This window comes from Marinobacter sp. KM021, from assembly GCF_050707965.1.
Classification (GTDB): domain Bacteria; phylum Pseudomonadota; class Gammaproteobacteria; order Pseudomonadales; family Oleiphilaceae; genus Marinobacter; species Marinobacter shengliensis.
Genome location: NZ_CP136129.1, coordinates 2781565 through 2797468, shown reverse-complemented (window position 1 = coordinate 2797468; position 15904 = coordinate 2781565). Strand labels below are relative to the sequence as shown.

At 58.3% G+C, this 15904-nt stretch carries 11 protein-coding genes; 8 read left to right on the top strand and 3 right to left on the bottom strand.

The window, feature by feature from the left end:
• Nucleotides 1-40: 40 nt before the first annotated feature.
• Nucleotides 41-805, bottom strand: a complete 765-nt coding sequence (gene modA, locus RVM24_RS13190) for a molybdate ABC transporter substrate-binding protein (RefSeq protein WP_230715457.1) — start codon at nucleotides 803-805, stop codon at nucleotides 41-43.
• Between the two features lie 80 nt (nucleotides 806-885).
• On the opposite strand from modA, the gene RVM24_RS13185 reads away from it, so the two are divergent.
• Nucleotides 886-1206 carry a hypothetical protein gene (locus tag RVM24_RS13185; RefSeq protein WP_230715455.1) on the top strand — a complete coding sequence of 107 codons (321 nt, stop codon included), beginning with the start codon at nucleotides 886-888 and terminating at the stop codon, nucleotides 1204-1206.
• A gap of 34 nt (nucleotides 1207-1240) precedes the next feature.
• On the opposite strand, the gene RVM24_RS13180 is transcribed toward RVM24_RS13185, so the two are convergent.
• On the bottom strand, nucleotides 1241-2605 hold the full coding sequence (locus RVM24_RS13180; RefSeq protein ID WP_230715453.1) for a KamA family radical SAM protein: 1365 nt from the start codon (nucleotides 2603-2605) through the stop codon (nucleotides 1241-1243).
• A 659-nt stretch (nucleotides 2606-3264) separates the two neighbouring features.
• Here RVM24_RS13180 and aceE point away from each other — a divergent pair.
• From aceE to RVM24_RS13160, 4 genes are all read left to right on the top strand, one after another.
• The gene (gene aceE / locus RVM24_RS13175; RefSeq protein ID WP_431474177.1) at nucleotides 3265-5928 is read left to right on the top strand and encodes a pyruvate dehydrogenase (acetyl-transferring), homodimeric type; all 2664 of its coding nucleotides are present in this window, start codon (nucleotides 3265-3267) and stop codon (nucleotides 5926-5928) included.
• Nucleotides 5929-5938: 10 nt separating this feature from the next.
• Nucleotides 5939-7588, top strand: coding sequence for a dihydrolipoyllysine-residue acetyltransferase (gene aceF, locus RVM24_RS13170; RefSeq protein ID WP_431474176.1), 1650 nt, complete (start codon nucleotides 5939-5941; stop codon nucleotides 7586-7588).
• 85 nt (nucleotides 7589-7673) lie between these two features.
• Nucleotides 7674-8855, top strand: coding sequence for an acyl-CoA dehydrogenase (locus RVM24_RS13165; RefSeq protein WP_431474175.1), 1182 nt, complete (start codon nucleotides 7674-7676; stop codon nucleotides 8853-8855).
• A 149-nt stretch (nucleotides 8856-9004) separates the two neighbouring features.
• Complete coding sequence (locus tag RVM24_RS13160; protein ID WP_431474174.1) at nucleotides 9005-10255, top strand: NADH:flavin oxidoreductase/NADH oxidase family protein; 1251 nt, start codon at nucleotides 9005-9007, stop codon at nucleotides 10253-10255.
• Between the two features lie 417 nt (nucleotides 10256-10672).
• Here RVM24_RS13160 and RVM24_RS13155 read toward each other — a convergent pair whose 3' ends face one another.
• Nucleotides 10673-11746, bottom strand: coding sequence for a DcaP family trimeric outer membrane transporter (locus tag RVM24_RS13155; protein WP_431474173.1), 1074 nt, complete (start codon nucleotides 11744-11746; stop codon nucleotides 10673-10675).
• Nucleotides 11747-11963: 217 nt separating this feature from the next.
• Here RVM24_RS13155 and RVM24_RS13150 point away from each other — a divergent pair, with 217 nt between their 5' ends.
• The 3 genes from RVM24_RS13150 (at nucleotide 11964) to RVM24_RS13140 (ending at nucleotide 15885) form a co-directional block, all read left to right on the top strand.
• Nucleotides 11964-13415, top strand: a complete 1452-nt coding sequence (locus tag RVM24_RS13150; protein WP_431474172.1) for an exonuclease domain-containing protein — start codon at nucleotides 11964-11966, stop codon at nucleotides 13413-13415.
• A 59-nt stretch (nucleotides 13416-13474) separates the two neighbouring features.
• Complete coding sequence (locus RVM24_RS13145) at nucleotides 13475-14689, top strand: aspartate aminotransferase family protein (RefSeq protein ID WP_431474171.1); 1215 nt, start codon at nucleotides 13475-13477, stop codon at nucleotides 14687-14689.
• A gap of 185 nt (nucleotides 14690-14874) precedes the next feature.
• On the top strand, nucleotides 14875-15885 hold the full coding sequence (locus tag RVM24_RS13140; protein WP_431474170.1) for an arginine N-succinyltransferase: 1011 nt from the start codon (nucleotides 14875-14877) through the stop codon (nucleotides 15883-15885).
• Nucleotides 15886-15904: the final 19 nt, after the last annotated feature.

Below are 15904 nucleotides of genomic sequence, written 5' to 3'. Positions count from 1 at the left end.
GGGTCCTTTCAGGTGAAGATGCCGATTGGCCGTGCGCCGGTCAGGGCATCACAAATCCGTATTGCTCCATTATAGAGTGTGCCTGCTCCGTGGCCATGAAATCGGCAAAGTGCATGGCCTCTGGCTTGTCGCCGCCACGCCGGGTAACCACATAGCCCTGGGTCAGCGGGTTGTGCAGGTTGTCGTCGATCAGGTAGTGGCTGTGGGTGGCCAGTTCCGGAAACTTCGCCAGAGACAGTGCAATCACACCCACCTGAGCGGCACCGGACGCGGCCATCTGCGCCGCGTGGGCAATGTTCTCACCAAACACCAGCTTGGGTTGCACGGCCTCCCATACGCCGGCCGCCTGCATGGCTTCCCTGGCGCGCAGCCCGTAAGGTGCGTGGGCCGGCTGGGCGATGGCGATTCGGGTAATGGAATCCGAAGTCAGGTCGTTGAGGGTCAGGCTGCCGGCGTCCAGGGTGTTGCTCCAGAGCACAATCCGGCCAATGGCGTAGACCGCTGGCGGGGTAGCCGTCAGCCCCTCCTGCTCAAGCCGCTTGGGAAACGCAATGTCGGCCGAAAAGAAAATGTCGTAGGGCGCACCGTTAATGATCTGCGTGGTCATCTTGCCGGAGGAACCATACACCACCTGCACATTGGCGGCCGGGTTGGCTTCGCGATACAGCTCAATGATGTCGTCCAGGGCATAGCGCAAATCCGAAGCCGCCGCGATGCGCACCAGTTCGCCCGCCTGGAGGCCGGACGTAAACAGCAAAGCGGCCAGCAGGGCCAGCATTCGCCATGGCTTGAACCATTGATACATCCCGAATCCCCCAAACAACGTATTCTGGTTTAGATAAGCGCAAGGCAGCGTAACCGTTTTACCGCAGCGAACCGAGTAACATGCTAAAACTCCCGCCCCAGCCTGACAACTGTGAACTCTGCGAACGTGCGGTACCCAAACTCACCCGCCACCACCTTATACCCAAACACCTGCACCGCCAAAAGCGGTTTCAGAAGCTGTTCAGTAAAGAGGAGCTGATCACCCGCACCTTGTGGGTGTGCCGGCCCTGCCATAATGCGATTCATCGGGCGCGTTCGGAGCATGAGTTGGGGTTGTACTTCAATACGCGGGAACAGCTGCTGAAACTGGAGGAGGTGAAGGCGTTTGTGGAGTGGATTCGGGATAAGCCGGCGGGGTTTGTGCCGAAGAAGGGGAGATGAACAAGCCCGCCGCAGCGGGCCTGTTGCCAGGGGGCTACGCCTTACCCTGCTTCATCGCTTCAAACTCATCCTCAAAGAAGAACTTCTCCTCCCCGAAGGCGGGCTCCAGCTCATGCAGCCAGGTGGCGGTTTCGCTGTACTTGGCGAAGAACGGGCGCTGCACCCAGTCCGGGTTGCGGCCCTGCAGGAAGCGCAGTACGAACACCTTTTCGCCTTTGATTTCGGTAATGCCCTGAACTTCCACCTTGCCGGGGCCGGCGCTCATGCTGGGGCCGCGGGCGGTGCGGGCCAGGCCGCTGACCTGCTTCATGGCTTCGCGGTAGATGTGGTAGGCCTCGGCCAGGGGCACTTCGAAGTAGTTCTTGGCGCCGGTGTCCCGCTCTACAAACATGTAGTAGGGGATGATGCCCAGCTTCACTTCTTTCTTCCAAAGCTTGGCCCAGTCATCGGCGTTGTCATTCACGTGTTTGATCAGCGGGCCCTGGGCGCGGATCTCGGCACCGGTGGCGCGGATGCGGCGGATGGCTTCTTCCGCGATGTCGGTGGTGATTTCCTGCCAGTGGTTGTAGTGGGCCATGATGGCCACGTGCTTGCCGCCATCAACCAGTTTGGCGAACAGTTCGATCAGCTCGTCGGCATCCTTGTCGGTCACGAAACGGTACGGCCAGAAGGTGAGGGCCTTGGTGCCAATGCGGATGGTCTGGATGTGATCGAACTCCGGCTGCAGCAGGGGTTCCAGGTACTGCACCAGGTTCTTGGTCTTCATCACCATGGGGTCGCCACCGGTGACCAGCAGGTCGGTCACTTCGGTGTGCTCCTGCAGGTAGCCGTGCAGCTTCTCGGCATCAGTGCTGGCCATTTTCAGGTCTTTGTCGCCCACAAACTGCGCCCAGCGGAAGCAGAAGGTGCAGTAGCTGTGGCAGGTTTGGCCCTGGGACGGGAAGAACAGCACGGTTTCGCGGTACTTGTGCTGCACGCCGTCCAGCACTTCGCCGTCCAGCTCCGGCATGTTCATTTCCATCTGGCCCGCCGGGTGTGGGTTCAGTTCGTCCCGAATTTCCTTGGCCACAGCCTGAATGTCCTTCTTGTCGGCACCCTCGCGGTGCAGCTTCGCCATCTGTTCGTAATGTTCGTCCTTGAGCATACCCTTTTGAGGGAATACGAGCTGATAGATGGGGTCGTTCGGTACCTTGTCCCAGTTGATCAGTTCGTTGATCACATATTCGTTGACCCGGAATGGCAGCACGCTGGCCACCACTTTCATTTCGAACAGGGTCTCTTCGGGGAGATTCTGGATCGCCTCAATTTTATCGAGCTGGCGGTCGGTAAAAACCTTGAACCGGCGTTCCTCGAATTCCTGAACCGGGATACGGTTCGGAAAGGTGACGATGGAGTTCATAGATCGCCCTCTGATTAGGTGCCAAAGATAAAAGGAGGGTTAGCAACCTCCTTCACTGGTTAAAAAACGGGCAGGCAAGTATACATAAATCGAAATTCATTTTCAGGTCTAATTAATAATTCAGTGCTTGTGGGTTGAGTTCATCGTCTAAGTTCGCCGAATGTCGCTAATTTAAGGCGAAATAGTCCGAAAATCTCAGATTTGTTTAAGGTTCAGGTGTTTAGCATGGCGATGCAATTCGTAAGTACCAATGCGCTCATACATTGGTCTGATGCCTGGTTGTGAAAGTCATCGAAACCGGACATTATTGCGTAACTAATCTAAATAAAGCGGCTGTTTTAGCATTTCAAACGGCTGTTTGTTTGTTTTTCTGGCTTATTTTGTAGTAAAAGTACGAAAGTTTTGGCGTGCGGCGCGCTCAGTGCCGCCGGTGTCGGGAAGTTCGGGGCCAAAAGCTCCGCCCGCAGCCGGCCTGCGCGGCAGGAAAAATGTGAAAGCTGTTCTATGCTTGAGAGAGGTCAAACGCGCTATTAAGCATTTCTCGCAAGCTGATGTATCCACAATAAAACTGCAGGTTATCGCAGCATTTCAAGTTTGCACCGTGACAGGCTGCTGATCGTGGCCCACGAGGCACCTTTTGAGTCCAAGGGGAGGGTTTGATGTACCAGGATGATGATCCCATTGAAACCAGTGAATGGCTTGATGCGCTGGAATCTCTGATCGAGAACGAAGGCGTTGATCGGGCCAAATACATTCTGGAGCGCCTGTCTGAGCGCGCCAGCCGCGATGGTACCGCGCTGCCATATTCCATCACCACGCCATTCCGCAACAGCATTCCGGTGGCCAAGCAGGCGCAGATGCCGGGCGACCTGTTCATGGAGCGGCGCATCCGTTCACTGATCCGCTGGAACGCCATGGCCATGGTGGTGCGGGCCAACAAGCGCCCGGGCGATCTGGGTGGCCACATTTCCACCTTCTCTTCTGCCGCCACATTGTATGACGTGGGCTTCAACTATTTCTTCCACGGTGGCGACGACAAGCGGGAATCTGATCTGGTGTACTTCCAGGGCCATGCAGCGCCGGGTATCTATGCGCGCTCCTTCCTGGAAGGCCGCTTTAGCGAAGAACAGCTCGACAAGTATCGCGAAGAGGTAGACGGCGAAGGCCTGTCCTCCTACCCGCACCCTTGGCTGATGCCGGATTACTGGCAGTTCCCCACGGTTTCCATGGGCTTGGGGCCGATTCAGGCCATCTACCAGGCCCACGTGATGAAGTACCTGCACAGCCGTGAGCTGACCGATATGGACAACCGCAAGGTTTGGGCGTTCATCGGTGACGGCGAGTGCGACGAGCCGGAAACCCTTGGCTCCATTTCCAAGGCCGGCCGCGAGAACCTGGATAACCTGATCTTCGTGGTTAACTGTAACCTGCAGCGCCTGGACGGCCCGGTGCGTGGTAACGGCAAGATCATCCAGGAACTCGAAGGCGTGTTCCGTGGTGCTGGCTGGAACGTGATCAAAGTCGTATGGGGTCGGCATTGGGACCCGCTCTACGCCAAAGACGAAAACGGCGCCATGCAGCGTGCCATGGATGAAATCTGCGACGGTGACCTGCAGAACTTCAGCTTCAAGGGCCCGGCTTACACCCGAAAGGAATTCTTCGGTCGTTACCCGGAGCTGGCGAAGCTGGTTGAGGACATGTCTGATGAAGAGATCAGCAAACTCAACCGTGGCGGCCATGATCCCTACAAAGTCTATGCCGCTTACCACAAGGCGGTGAACCAGGCCAACGGCAAGCCGACGGTCATTCTGGCTCACACCATCAAAGGCTACGGCTTTGGCGCGGCGGGCGAAGCCCAGAACACCGCGCACTCCCTGAAGAAGCTGGACATCGACACCCTGAAGGAGTTCCGGGACCGTTTCGGCGTGCCCCTGAAAGACGACGAGCTGGAAGAGGTGCCTTACTACCGCCCGGCGCCAGACAGCCCGGAACTGGTGTATATGAAAAAGCGCCGCCAAGACCTCGGTGGCTTCTATCCGAAGCGCAACAAGGACTGCCAGCCCCTGCAGATTCCCGACCTGGATATCTTCAAGCAGGTGCTGGAAGGCTCTGATGGCCGTGCCATCTCCACCACCATGGCGTTTGTACGCATTCTGAGCGCCCTGGTGAAAGACAAGCGCATCGGCAAACGCGTGGTGCCCATTGTGCCGGACGAAGCCCGTACCTTTGGTATGGAAGGCATGTTCCGTCAACTCGGTATCTACACCTCCGAAGGCCAGAAGTACGTTCCCCAGGATCGTGACCAGATCATGTACTACCGGGAAGACAAGAAAGGCCAGATCATGCAGGAGGGCATCAACGAAGCCGGTGCCATGGCTACCTGGATGGCCGCTGCCACGTCCTACAGCACCAACAGCTACCCGCTGATTCCGTTCTATGTTTTCTATTCCATGTTCGGCTTCCAGCGTGTGGGCGACCTGGCCTGGGCCTCCGGCGACATGCAGGCCCGCGGCTTCCTGATTGGCGGTACCGCCGGCCGTACCACCCTGAACGGTGAAGGCCTGCAGCACCAGGATGGCCACAGCCACGTACTGGCCAACACCATTCCGAACTGCAAGGCCTACGACCCGGCCTACGGTTACGAAATGGCCGTGGTGATTCGCCACGGTATGAAAGAAATGTTCGAAGACAACAAAAACGTCTTCTACTACCTGACCATCGAAAACGAAAACTACGAACAGCCTGCCATGCCGAAAGACTGCGAAGACGGCATTATCAAAGGCATGTACAAGTATGAATCGGTGGAAACCAAGGGCCGTAAGAAGAGCCCGAGGGTTCAGCTACTGGGTGCCGGCGCGATCATGAACGAAGTGCGCGAAGCCGCCCAGATGCTGAAGGACGACTGGGGCGTCGCCTCCGATGTGTGGAGCGTGACCAGCTTTAACGAACTGGCCCGTGACGGTCAGCACGTAGAGCGCTGGAACCACCTGCACCCGGACGACAAGCCGCGCCAGGCCTATGTTACTCAGTGCCTGGAGAAAGCCCAGGGGCCGGTCGTGTCTGCCACCGACTACATCAAACTGCACTCCGAGCAGTTGCGGGCCTTTATCCCGAAAACCTTTATGACCCTGGGCACAGACGGTTTCGGCCGCAGCGACACCCGCGAGAAGCTGCGTAGCTTCTTTGAGGTGGATCGCTACTACATCACCGTCACCGCCCTGTCTGCCCTGGCCAAAGATGGTGAGGTCAAGCTTGAACAGGTTCTCGAAGCCATGCGGAAGTACGGAATCGATCGCAACAAAACGAACCCGGTGCTGAGCTAAGGAGACCGCCATGAGTGAACAGGAAATCAAGGTTCCCGATCTCGGCGGTGCTGATGAAGTCGAGGTCATCGAAATCATCGTCAGTGCAGGGGACTCCGTTGAAGAAGAAGATCCGATTCTGACCGTAGAATCCGACAAAGCCTCCGTGGAACTGCCGGCGCCCGCCGCCGGCAAGATCACCAAAATCACCGTGAAGGTGGGTGACAAGGTCAAGGAAGGCGATGTGATCGGCATCATGGAAGGTGGTGCCGGCGGCTCTGACGACGACGGCAGCGACAAATCCGACGAGCCCGAGCCGAAGGCAGAAAGTAAAACCGAGACCAAATCCGAAGACAGCAAACCGGCGCCCAGGAAAAAATCCGGCGGCTCCCGCACCGAAGTGGTGAAGGTTCCGTCGCTGGATGGTTTTGATGACGTGCCGGTGATTGAAATCAACGTGGCGGAAGGCGACACCGTTGGCGAGGATGATCCGCTGGTCACCGTGGAGTCCGACAAGGCCACCATGGAAATTCCGTCGCCCTATGCCGGCAAGATCGGCAAGATTCTGGTGAAGGAAGGTGACAAGCTTTCTGAAGGCGTTGACCTGTTGGAAATGACCATCGAAGAGGATGGTGGCGACGAGGAAGAAACGTCAGATTCCGGTGAAAGCGCCAAGGCCGACAGCCAGGGCAGCAAGCCCGAAGTAAAAGCCGACAAACAGGAAGCCGCGCCCCAGCCCCAGGGTTCCACCTACGAGCCACCGGCGCCGGGCACCAAGGTGCATGCCGGCCCCGCCGTGCGCAAGCTGGCCCGAGAGCTGGGTGCAGACCTCACCCGGGTGAAAGGTTCCGGCCCGAAAAGCCGCATCCTGAAGGACGACGTGCACGCCTATGTGAAGAGCCAGCTGCAGCAGGCCCAGCAGGGCGGCGGCGTGGCAGTCGGCTCGGGCATCCCGGGCGTGAAACTGCCGGACTTCAGCCAGTTTGGTGACGTGGAGCGCGAAGGCATGTCCCGCATGATGGCGGCTACCGCCACCAACATGCAGCGCAGCTGGTTGAACGTACCCCACGTCACCCAGTTTGACGATGCCGACATCACCGAAATGGAAGACTTCCGCAAGGCCCAGAAAGCGGCCGGCGAAAAGCGTGGCGTGAAAATGACCCCGCTGCCTTTCCTGCTCAAGGCCTGCGCCGCTGCGTTGGCGGAACTGCCTCAGTTCAACGTGTCCCTGGACATGGAACGCAAAGAGGTGGTGCGCAAGAAGTACATCCACATCGGTATTGCGGTTGACACACCCCACGGCCTGATGGTGCCGGTGATCCGGGACGTTGACCAGAAAGGCCTGTGGGAACTGGCCGCCGAGAGCGCCGAACTGGCCCAGAAGGCGAGGGACAAGCAGCTGAAGCCGGCAGAAATGCAGGGCGCCTGTTTTACCATCACCAGCCTGGGTGGCATTGGCGGCACCGCGTTCACGCCCATCGTGAACACACCGGAAGTGGCCATCCTGGGTGTCTCCAAGGCATCCATGAAACCGGTGTGGGACGGCAAGGCATTCCAGCCACGGCTGATGCTGCCGCTGTCGTTGTCTTACGACCACCGGGCGGTGAACGGGGCGGACGCAGCCCGATTTACCAACCTGCTGGCGCAGCTGTTGGGGGATATTCGTACCCTGCTGTTGTAATGCATGCCTGCTGTCGCCTCCGTTAGCGATGACGGAGGCGGCAGAAACTGGCAGGATGATGGTTTTCTGGTTCAGGGAAACCGTCATGGCCAACAAACCAAGCTTCAACTGGGAAGACCCCCTGCTGCTCGACCAGCAGCTCTCCGAAGACGAACGCATGGTGCGCGACAGCGCCCGGCAGTTCGCTGACAAGAAACTCCGCCCCCGTGTGGTGGAGGCTTTCCGTAACGAACACACCGATCCTGCTATCTTTCGCGAAATGGGCGAGAACGGCCTGCTGGGTGCCACCCTGCCGGAGCAATACGGCGGCAGTGGCCTCAATTATGTGAGTTATGGTTTGATCGCCCGTGAGATCGAGCGTGTGGATTCTGGTTATCGCTCCATGATGAGTGTGCAGTCCTCACTGGTGATGGTGCCCATCTACGAATTCGGTAACGAAGAAACCCGCCAGAAATACCTGCCCAGGCTGGCCTCCGGTGAATGGATTGGCTGCTTCGGCCTGACCGAGCCGGACTATGGTTCAGACCCCGGCGCCATGATTACCCGTGCCCGCAAAGTAGACGGCGGCTACCGCCTGACCGGCAGCAAGATGTGGATCACCAACAGCCCGATCGCGGATGTGTTTGTGGTCTGGGCCAAGGACGATGACGACAAGATTCGGGGCTTTGTGCTGGAGAAGGGCTGGCAGGGCCTGAGCGCCCCGGTCATTCACGGCAAGGTGGGCCTGCGGGCGTCGATCACCGGTGAAATCGTGATGGATAACGTCTTCGTGCCGGAAGAAAACGCCTTCCCCGATGTGCGAGGCCTCAAAGGCCCGTTCACCTGCCTGGACTCCGCCCGCTACGGCATTTCCTGGGGTGCCCTCGGTGCTGCAGAAGACTGCTGGCACACCGCCCGCCGGTATGTGCTGGACCGCCACCAGTTCGGCCGGCCGCTGGCCGCCAACCAGCTGATCCAGAAAAAACTGGCCGACATGCAAACGGACATCACCCTGGCCCTGCAGGGCAGCCTGCGCCTGGGCCGGATGAAAGATGAAGGCACGGCGGCGGTGGAGATAACCTCCATCATGAAGCGCAACTCCTGCGGCAAGGCACTCGAGGTAGCTCGCCTGGCTCGCGACATGCTCGGTGGCAATGGCATCAGTGACGAATTCGGTGTTGCGCGCCACCTGGTGAACCTGGAAGTGGTGAACACCTATGAGGGCACCCACGACGTACACGCACTGATTCTGGGCCGGGCCCAGACTGGCATCCAGGCCTTTTTCTGAGCGCGGTAGCACACCCTAAACGGGGCCATTGCCGGTAAGGCCTGGTCCCGCTATTCCGCTGAAAGTGTGTCTCCTCGGCCAATGTCTGCGAGGTGCGAGCCATCCACTATCGGCCCCATGAACATCCAGAACAATGACATGAGGCTCCCATGAATCCCGCGAAACTGCTTTCCACCCCGCTTAAGCTGCGAAACGGCTCCGTCATCCCCAACCGCTTTGCCAAGTCCGCCATGAGCGAGACCCTGGGCACCATTGATAACCACCCTACCAAAGAGCTGGCAACCCTGTATCGAGCGTGGGCTGAAGGTGGCACCGGGCTGTCGATTACAGGCAACGTGATGATCGACCGCCGGCACATCGGGGAGCCACAGAACGTGGTTATCGAGGATGAAAGCGATCTCGAGCTTCTGACCGCCTGGGCCAAGGCCGGGCAGCAGGGTGGCAAGCAGATCTGGATGCAGCTGAACCATCCCGGCAAGCAAAGCCCCAAAATGCTGAACAAAGACCCGGTCTCGCCCAGCGCGATTCCGTTCAAAAAAGAACTCCGCAGCATGTTTGCCACACCCCGCGCCCTGACTGGCCCGGAAATAGAAGACATCATCCAGCGCTTTGCCCGCAGTGCTGCCGTTGCCCAGAAAGCCGGATTCGACGGTGTGCAGATTCACGGCGCCCACGGCTACCTGGTGAGCCAGTTCCTGTCGCCCCATCACAACCAGCGCACAGACGAGTGGGGTGGCTCTGCCGAGAAACGCCGCCGCTTTTTGCTGGCGGTGTACCGGGCTATCCGGAAAGCCTGCGGTGAATCGTTCAATATCGGCATCAAACTGAACTCCGCAGACTTCCAGCGCGGCGGTTTTACCGAGGACGAATCGCTGGCGGTGATCAAGGCACTCGTCGCGGAGGGGATTGATCTGGTGGAGATCTCCGGCGGTAACTACGAGAACCCGGCTATGGCCAAGGGTGCGGAAGACGGCGAGGTAAAAGCCAGCACCCTGGCGCGGGAGGCTTACTTCCTGGAGTTCGCAGAGAAAGTGCGTGAGCTGACTGACGTGCCGTTGATGGTGACCGGTGGCTTCCGTACCGAAACCGGCATGGCCCAGGCCATCGCCTCCGGCGCGACGGACCTGGTGGGCCTGGCCCGGCCATTAGTGGTTGAGCCGGATCTGCCGAATAGGATTATGGCCGGCAATCAGGTCACCAGCGCCGTGAAACCCATTAAAACCGGTATCCGCCTGATCGACGACATGGCCCTGATGGAAGTGAGCTGGTACACACGGCAGATCGGCCGCATTGCCCGTGGCAAGGCACCGAAACAGCATGACAGGGGGATACTGTCGTTAATGGAAGTGCTGGGTGTGATGACCACCCGGGGTGTGCGAACCCGATTACGGGCTGGCTAATAGAGTTCCTCAGCAGCAGGTCAGGGCCTTGGCCGCTGGCCTGCTGCTGGTTTGATCAATTAGCAAAGAACATCCAATCGAAATAGTCGTGCAGATCCTGCATGGCAATGGCTTCAGAAGGCTGGGTAAGCTCGAACAGAACAGACTGGTCTTGGGCTATTTTCATGGTGTCACCTCATGGGGTTGCGACAGTAGAGGCCGGACAGCGTTGCGGAGGCCGGCTTTGCAATCAGAACTTAGCATCAGTCGTGCCAAGGGTGCGGAAACGGCTAACTTGTTGAGTTTTCAGGGTTGGTGTGAAGCGCAATTCGGGGCGAGTGAGGGCAGTGATGCATGGCGGTGCAAACTGCACCAACCTGGAACGAAAAACCCCGGCCGAAGCCGGGGTAATTCTGAGTTAACTTCTAACAGGAAGGGTTAGAAGTTGTACTGCGCAGCGAACAACAGTCTGTTGGCGTCAGAACTATCGCCACCCACTGTTTCTTGATCCAGATACGCATACTCAATGCCCATCATCACGTTTCGTACGGGGGTCCACATATAGTTGAGCATAACGTTCTGGTTTGTCTCTGCAGCTGCAGCTGTAAGGCTTGAGTTGGCCACAGCGTCGTCTAGGTCTAGGGTGGTCATGCCGTAGCCAAGGTTGATGCTACGCCCGCCTCCAAGTGCCAGGCTCACGCCTACAGAGCCACCATAACCTTTAATAGTCTCAATGGAGTTGCCGTCCATGTAGGCACTGCTACCGAAGTAGTTACTACCTGAACGCCAGAGGTAACCACTGGCACCATCAGTGTAATTGATAGCGCCTTGCACGGTAATCATGTCGCTCAGTGCAAATTTGGCGGCGCCAAACACCGCAAAGCCGATAGCGCTGTCATCATTCGTTCCGTCATCAGCCGTCACTTGGCTTACCAAACCGGCTGCAGAGTATGACAGGCCGCCAGCCGAGTCTTCAATCCTTGCGGTTAGCGCTGGCGCTGAGGTTCGAGTGTCACCATCCTCTATTTCTTGAGAGCTCGGATCTTCTATTGAGAATGAAAGATTGCCCGTGGTGTAACGAACTTGCTCTGTGCGGTCTTGGCTGCCGGCAGTGCCCGCCAAGCCATCAAAATCCAGCACTGGTGTGTTGCCGACGAAGCTGGTGAAGTTTGACCAGTTCCGACCAGCCATGAGGCCGTTATATTCACCAAAAGCATTACGCAATCTGAGGCTACCTGCAGCGTCTCCAGCACCGCGGAAGTCGCCTTCAACGGTAATTGCTACACCGGAGGAATGTTTAACTCTGACACCCAGTCTGCTCTGCTGTGCATCTGCACCAAAGTGCCCTTCGATATCTTCATTGGCAGGTGAAAATGAGCCTGCGCGGGTTGAAACTGCTCGGTTGTCGTTGAAATCGTAGCTCATGTTGAGTCGTGCATAGCCGTAGAGGCTGGCTTCGACATCATCACCTACGCTCAGATTCAGGGCGCTTGCCCTGGCCTGCCACGCCAAAAGCAGCCACCGCTGCCGTTGCACGGATTGCCATTCTTAACTTATTGCTTTGCATCGTTGTTGTCTCCACACGTTTATTGTTGTTGGACCCAAAAACAAGGTAGTTACGAATCTGTGACATTTCAAACATAATTGTTGGATATTTAGACGAATGTCTATAACTCGTTGGTGCGGCAATGCTGGCATCCGGCCCTGCCTAATGGTCGTAATACCCCAGATGACAAAGAAACCTGCGCTTCTCAGTAACGAAACATTTGCTTTCCTTGATATCGAAACCACCGGTGGCAATCCGCAGCGAGACAGGATTACCGAGATCGGTATCCGGTTCTGGCGGGCCGGTGACGTGGTGGGGGAATGGCAAACCCTGCTGAACCCGGAAACGCGGATCTCCGGCTTTATCGAGCGCCTGACCGGTATCAGCAACGAGCTGGTGGCGGACGCTCCGTTATTCTCAGAGATTGCCGATGAGCTGGAAGAACAGTTGGCCGGCACGATCTTTGTGGCTCACAACGCTCGTTTTGATTACGGCTTCATTAAGTCTGAGTTCCGTAAGCTGGGGCGAGCATTCAGCGCCCGGGTGTTGTGCACGGTCAGGCTATCCCGGGCACTTTACCCGGAACACAGCCGCCACAATATGGATGCCCTGATCAACCGCCACAACCTGCCGCAGGTGGAGCGCCATCGGGCCATGGGCGACGTTTCCGCCATGCTGGCGTTCTTCGAGCACACTCTGGTTGAGCATGACACTGACACAGTGAGCCAGGCCATCCAGAGACAGCTGCAACGCCAGAGTACGCCTTCTAACGTGCCGCCAGAGATCTTCGCGGAGTTGCCGCAGGGGCCGGGTGTTTATCGGTTTTATGGTGACAATGATGCGCTGCTGTACGTGGGCAAAAGCACCAACATTGCCCAGCGGGTGGCGTCGCATTTTTCCGGCGATCACCAGTCTCCCCGGGGATTGCGCATGTCAGAAAGCCTGCGCCGGGTGGAGTACACCGAAACCGCCGGTGAGCTGGGCGCCCTGTTGCTGGAACTGAAACAGATCAAAAGCCTGAACCCGCTCTACAACCGCCGCTCCCGAGCTGCCAAGAACCTGGTCAGCATCGCACTGACAACCAATAAAGAAGGCTATCTGCAGGCCGAACTGGTGCGAAAAGTGGTGCCGGACAAGCTCGGGGATTACTTCGGATTGTTCCGCAGCAAGCGCGATGCGCTGGGCGCCATTCGCGGCATTGCCGGCAAGAACGACCTGTGCGGCAAACTGCTCGGGTTGGAACCCGCCGCTGCCGGCCCATGCTTCCAACGCAGCCTGGGTAGATGCAAAGGCGCCTGCGAGGGCGCAGAAGACAGCACCCGATACAACCTGAGAATGCAGATCGCCTTCCACAGCCTGCGCCTGAAAACCTGGCCCTGGCCCGGCCCCGTCGCCCTGGTGGAAGATAACCGCGACACCGACCGCACCGATATTCTGGTTGTCTACAACTGGGTGCACATCGCCACCCTGAACAGCGAGGCGGAACTGGACGACTTTGAACCGGGGTCTGACCCCGTTACCTTTGATCTCGACTCCTACAAACTGCTGGTCAAAGCCCTGCTGGGCCGTGACAAAAAGCCGTATCGAATCATCGAACTACCACCTTTGACGCAACCGGCTGTTCTTATGCCGTGAGTGGCGTATTATGGGGGCATTCACCCTGTCACTTAGCAATGAGTCACTGAGAGAGATCCATGAACAGAGAACCTGTCTCCCGCGAACTGTTTGATGAAGTAATGGTGCCCAACTACGCCCCCGGTAACATCATCCCGGTGCGAGGCGAGGGCTCCCGCGTGTGGGACCAGGAAGGGCGAGAGTTTGTGGACCTGCAGGGCGGCATTGCCGTCACCAGCCTCGGCCATTGCCACCCGGGCCTGGTGGGCGTGTTGCAGGAACAGGCCGAAAAAATCTGGCACCTGTCCAACGTCATGACCAACGAACCCGCGTTGCGCCTGGCCAAAACCCTGTGCGACCAGACCTTCGCAGAACGGGTGTTCTTCGCCAACTCCGGCGCCGAAGCCAACGAAGCCGCCTTCAAACTGGCCCGTCGCTACGCCTGGGAACACTACGGCCCGGAGAAAAACGAAATCATCTCCTTCACCAACTCCTTCCACGGCCGCACCCTGTTCACCGTCAGCGTCGGTGGCCAGCCGAAATACCTGGAAGGCTTCGAACCGGCCCCGGGAGGTATCCACCACGCCGAATTCAATAACCTGGATTCGGTGAAAGCGCTGGTCTCCAAAGAAAAAACCTGCGCCATCGTGGTTGAGCCCATCCAGGGCGAAGGCGGCGTAATGCCCGCAGACCCTGAATTCCTCAAAGGCCTGCGCCAGCTCTGCGACGACAACAACGCCCTGCTGGTGTTCGACGAAGTACAAAGCGGCGTCGGCAGAACCGGCCACCTCTACGCGTATGAGATGTACAACGTAGTGCCCGACATCCTCACCAGCGCCAAAGGCCTGGGCGGTGGCTTCCCGGTAGCCGCCATGCTCACCACCGCCGAAGCCGCCAAAAGCCTCGGTGTAGGCACCCACGGCAGCACCTACGGCGGCAACGCCCTGGCCTGCGCCGTGGCGCAGAAAGTGATCGACACCGCCAGCCAGCCGGAAATCCTAAAAGGCGTCAAAGCCCGCTCCGACAAACTGCGCAAAGGCATGATGGACATCGGCGAACGCTACGGCGTGTTTTCCGAAGTACGCGGCGCTGGTCTACTCTTGGGATGTGTACTGACCGAGAAGTGGCAGGGCAAAGCCAAAGACTTCCTCAACGCCGGCCTGGATGAGGGCGTGATGGTATTGGTCGCCGGCGCGAACGTGGTTCGTTTGGCGCCTTCGTTGATCATTCCGGAATCGGACATTGATGAAGCGCTGGAACGGTTTGAGGCGGCAGTAAAGAAACTGACGGCGTAACATAACTGGACGGCATAGCGAATGGCAGGGTGCGGGCCGGGTAGTCCTTCCGGGAATCTTGAAGGCCAAGGATGGCCTGAAAGAAGCGCACAGGGATGTGCTTGTAGCGTTTCCCGGAAGGACTACCCGGTTCGCGCCCGGTCGGCAAACTCAATCGTCGCGATCAGACCCCGGGAGTAATGACCATGTGGCGAGTCAGACCAGCCAAACTGGATGACCTGCAACAGATTCTGGACCTGACCAACGCCCAGAGTGGCCGCCTGTCGTCCACCCTGCCCAATACCCAAGCCGCCCTGACCAAAAAACTCCAACAGTCCCAGGCCAGCTTCGCCAACCAAACCGACACCCCACGCCGCCTCCTCTTCGTACTGGAAGACACAGACACCGGCCAACTCGCCGGCACCGCCGGCATAGACACCCGGGCAGGCAACGGCCAACCGTTCTACAACTACCGCCGCGATTACCTTATACACGCCTCCCACGAACTCAACGTCTCCCGGCGCGTGGAAGTGCTTTACCCCAGCCATGCCCTCACTGACCTCACCCTGCTGTGCGCCTTCACCCTCAAACCGGAACTGCGAAACACCCCGGCCTTTGAACTGCTCTCCCGCGCCCGCATGATGTTCATCGCCAGCCACCGGGAATGGTTCACCAACCGCACCGTGGTGGAAATCCAGGGCATACAGCATGAAAGCGGCGAAGTACCCTTCTGGGACAGCCTGGGCCGGCACTTTTTTAACATGGATTTCGAAACCGCCGACCAGCACTCCGGCCAGCTTAGCAAAACCTTCATTGCCGAACTCATGCCCCCGAACCCAATATACGTGACCTTACTCAGCGAAGCCGCGCAAGAGGCATTGGGTGAGCCGCACCCGCTTACCCGGCCCAATTTCGACCTGTTGCAACGGGAAGGTTTCCTGCCCGGTTGCTACGTGGATATCTTCGATGGCGGCCCGGTGCTGGAAGCCCGAACCGACACACTGAAAACCGTTGTGACCAGCCAACCGAAAACGCTTCATGGCAGTGAGGGTCTGGATGGGGAAACCTGCCTGATTTCAGCGGGAGAAGGGCAAGACTTCCGCTGCCTGCTGACTCAGGTGTCTGAGACCCTGGCGGACGACGTAAAGGTACCGGTCAGCACCTGGCATGCATTGGACCGGAGCGCCGGCGACCGGGTAAGGATCTCGCCATTATGATCAATCCGGCTCAGGGGAG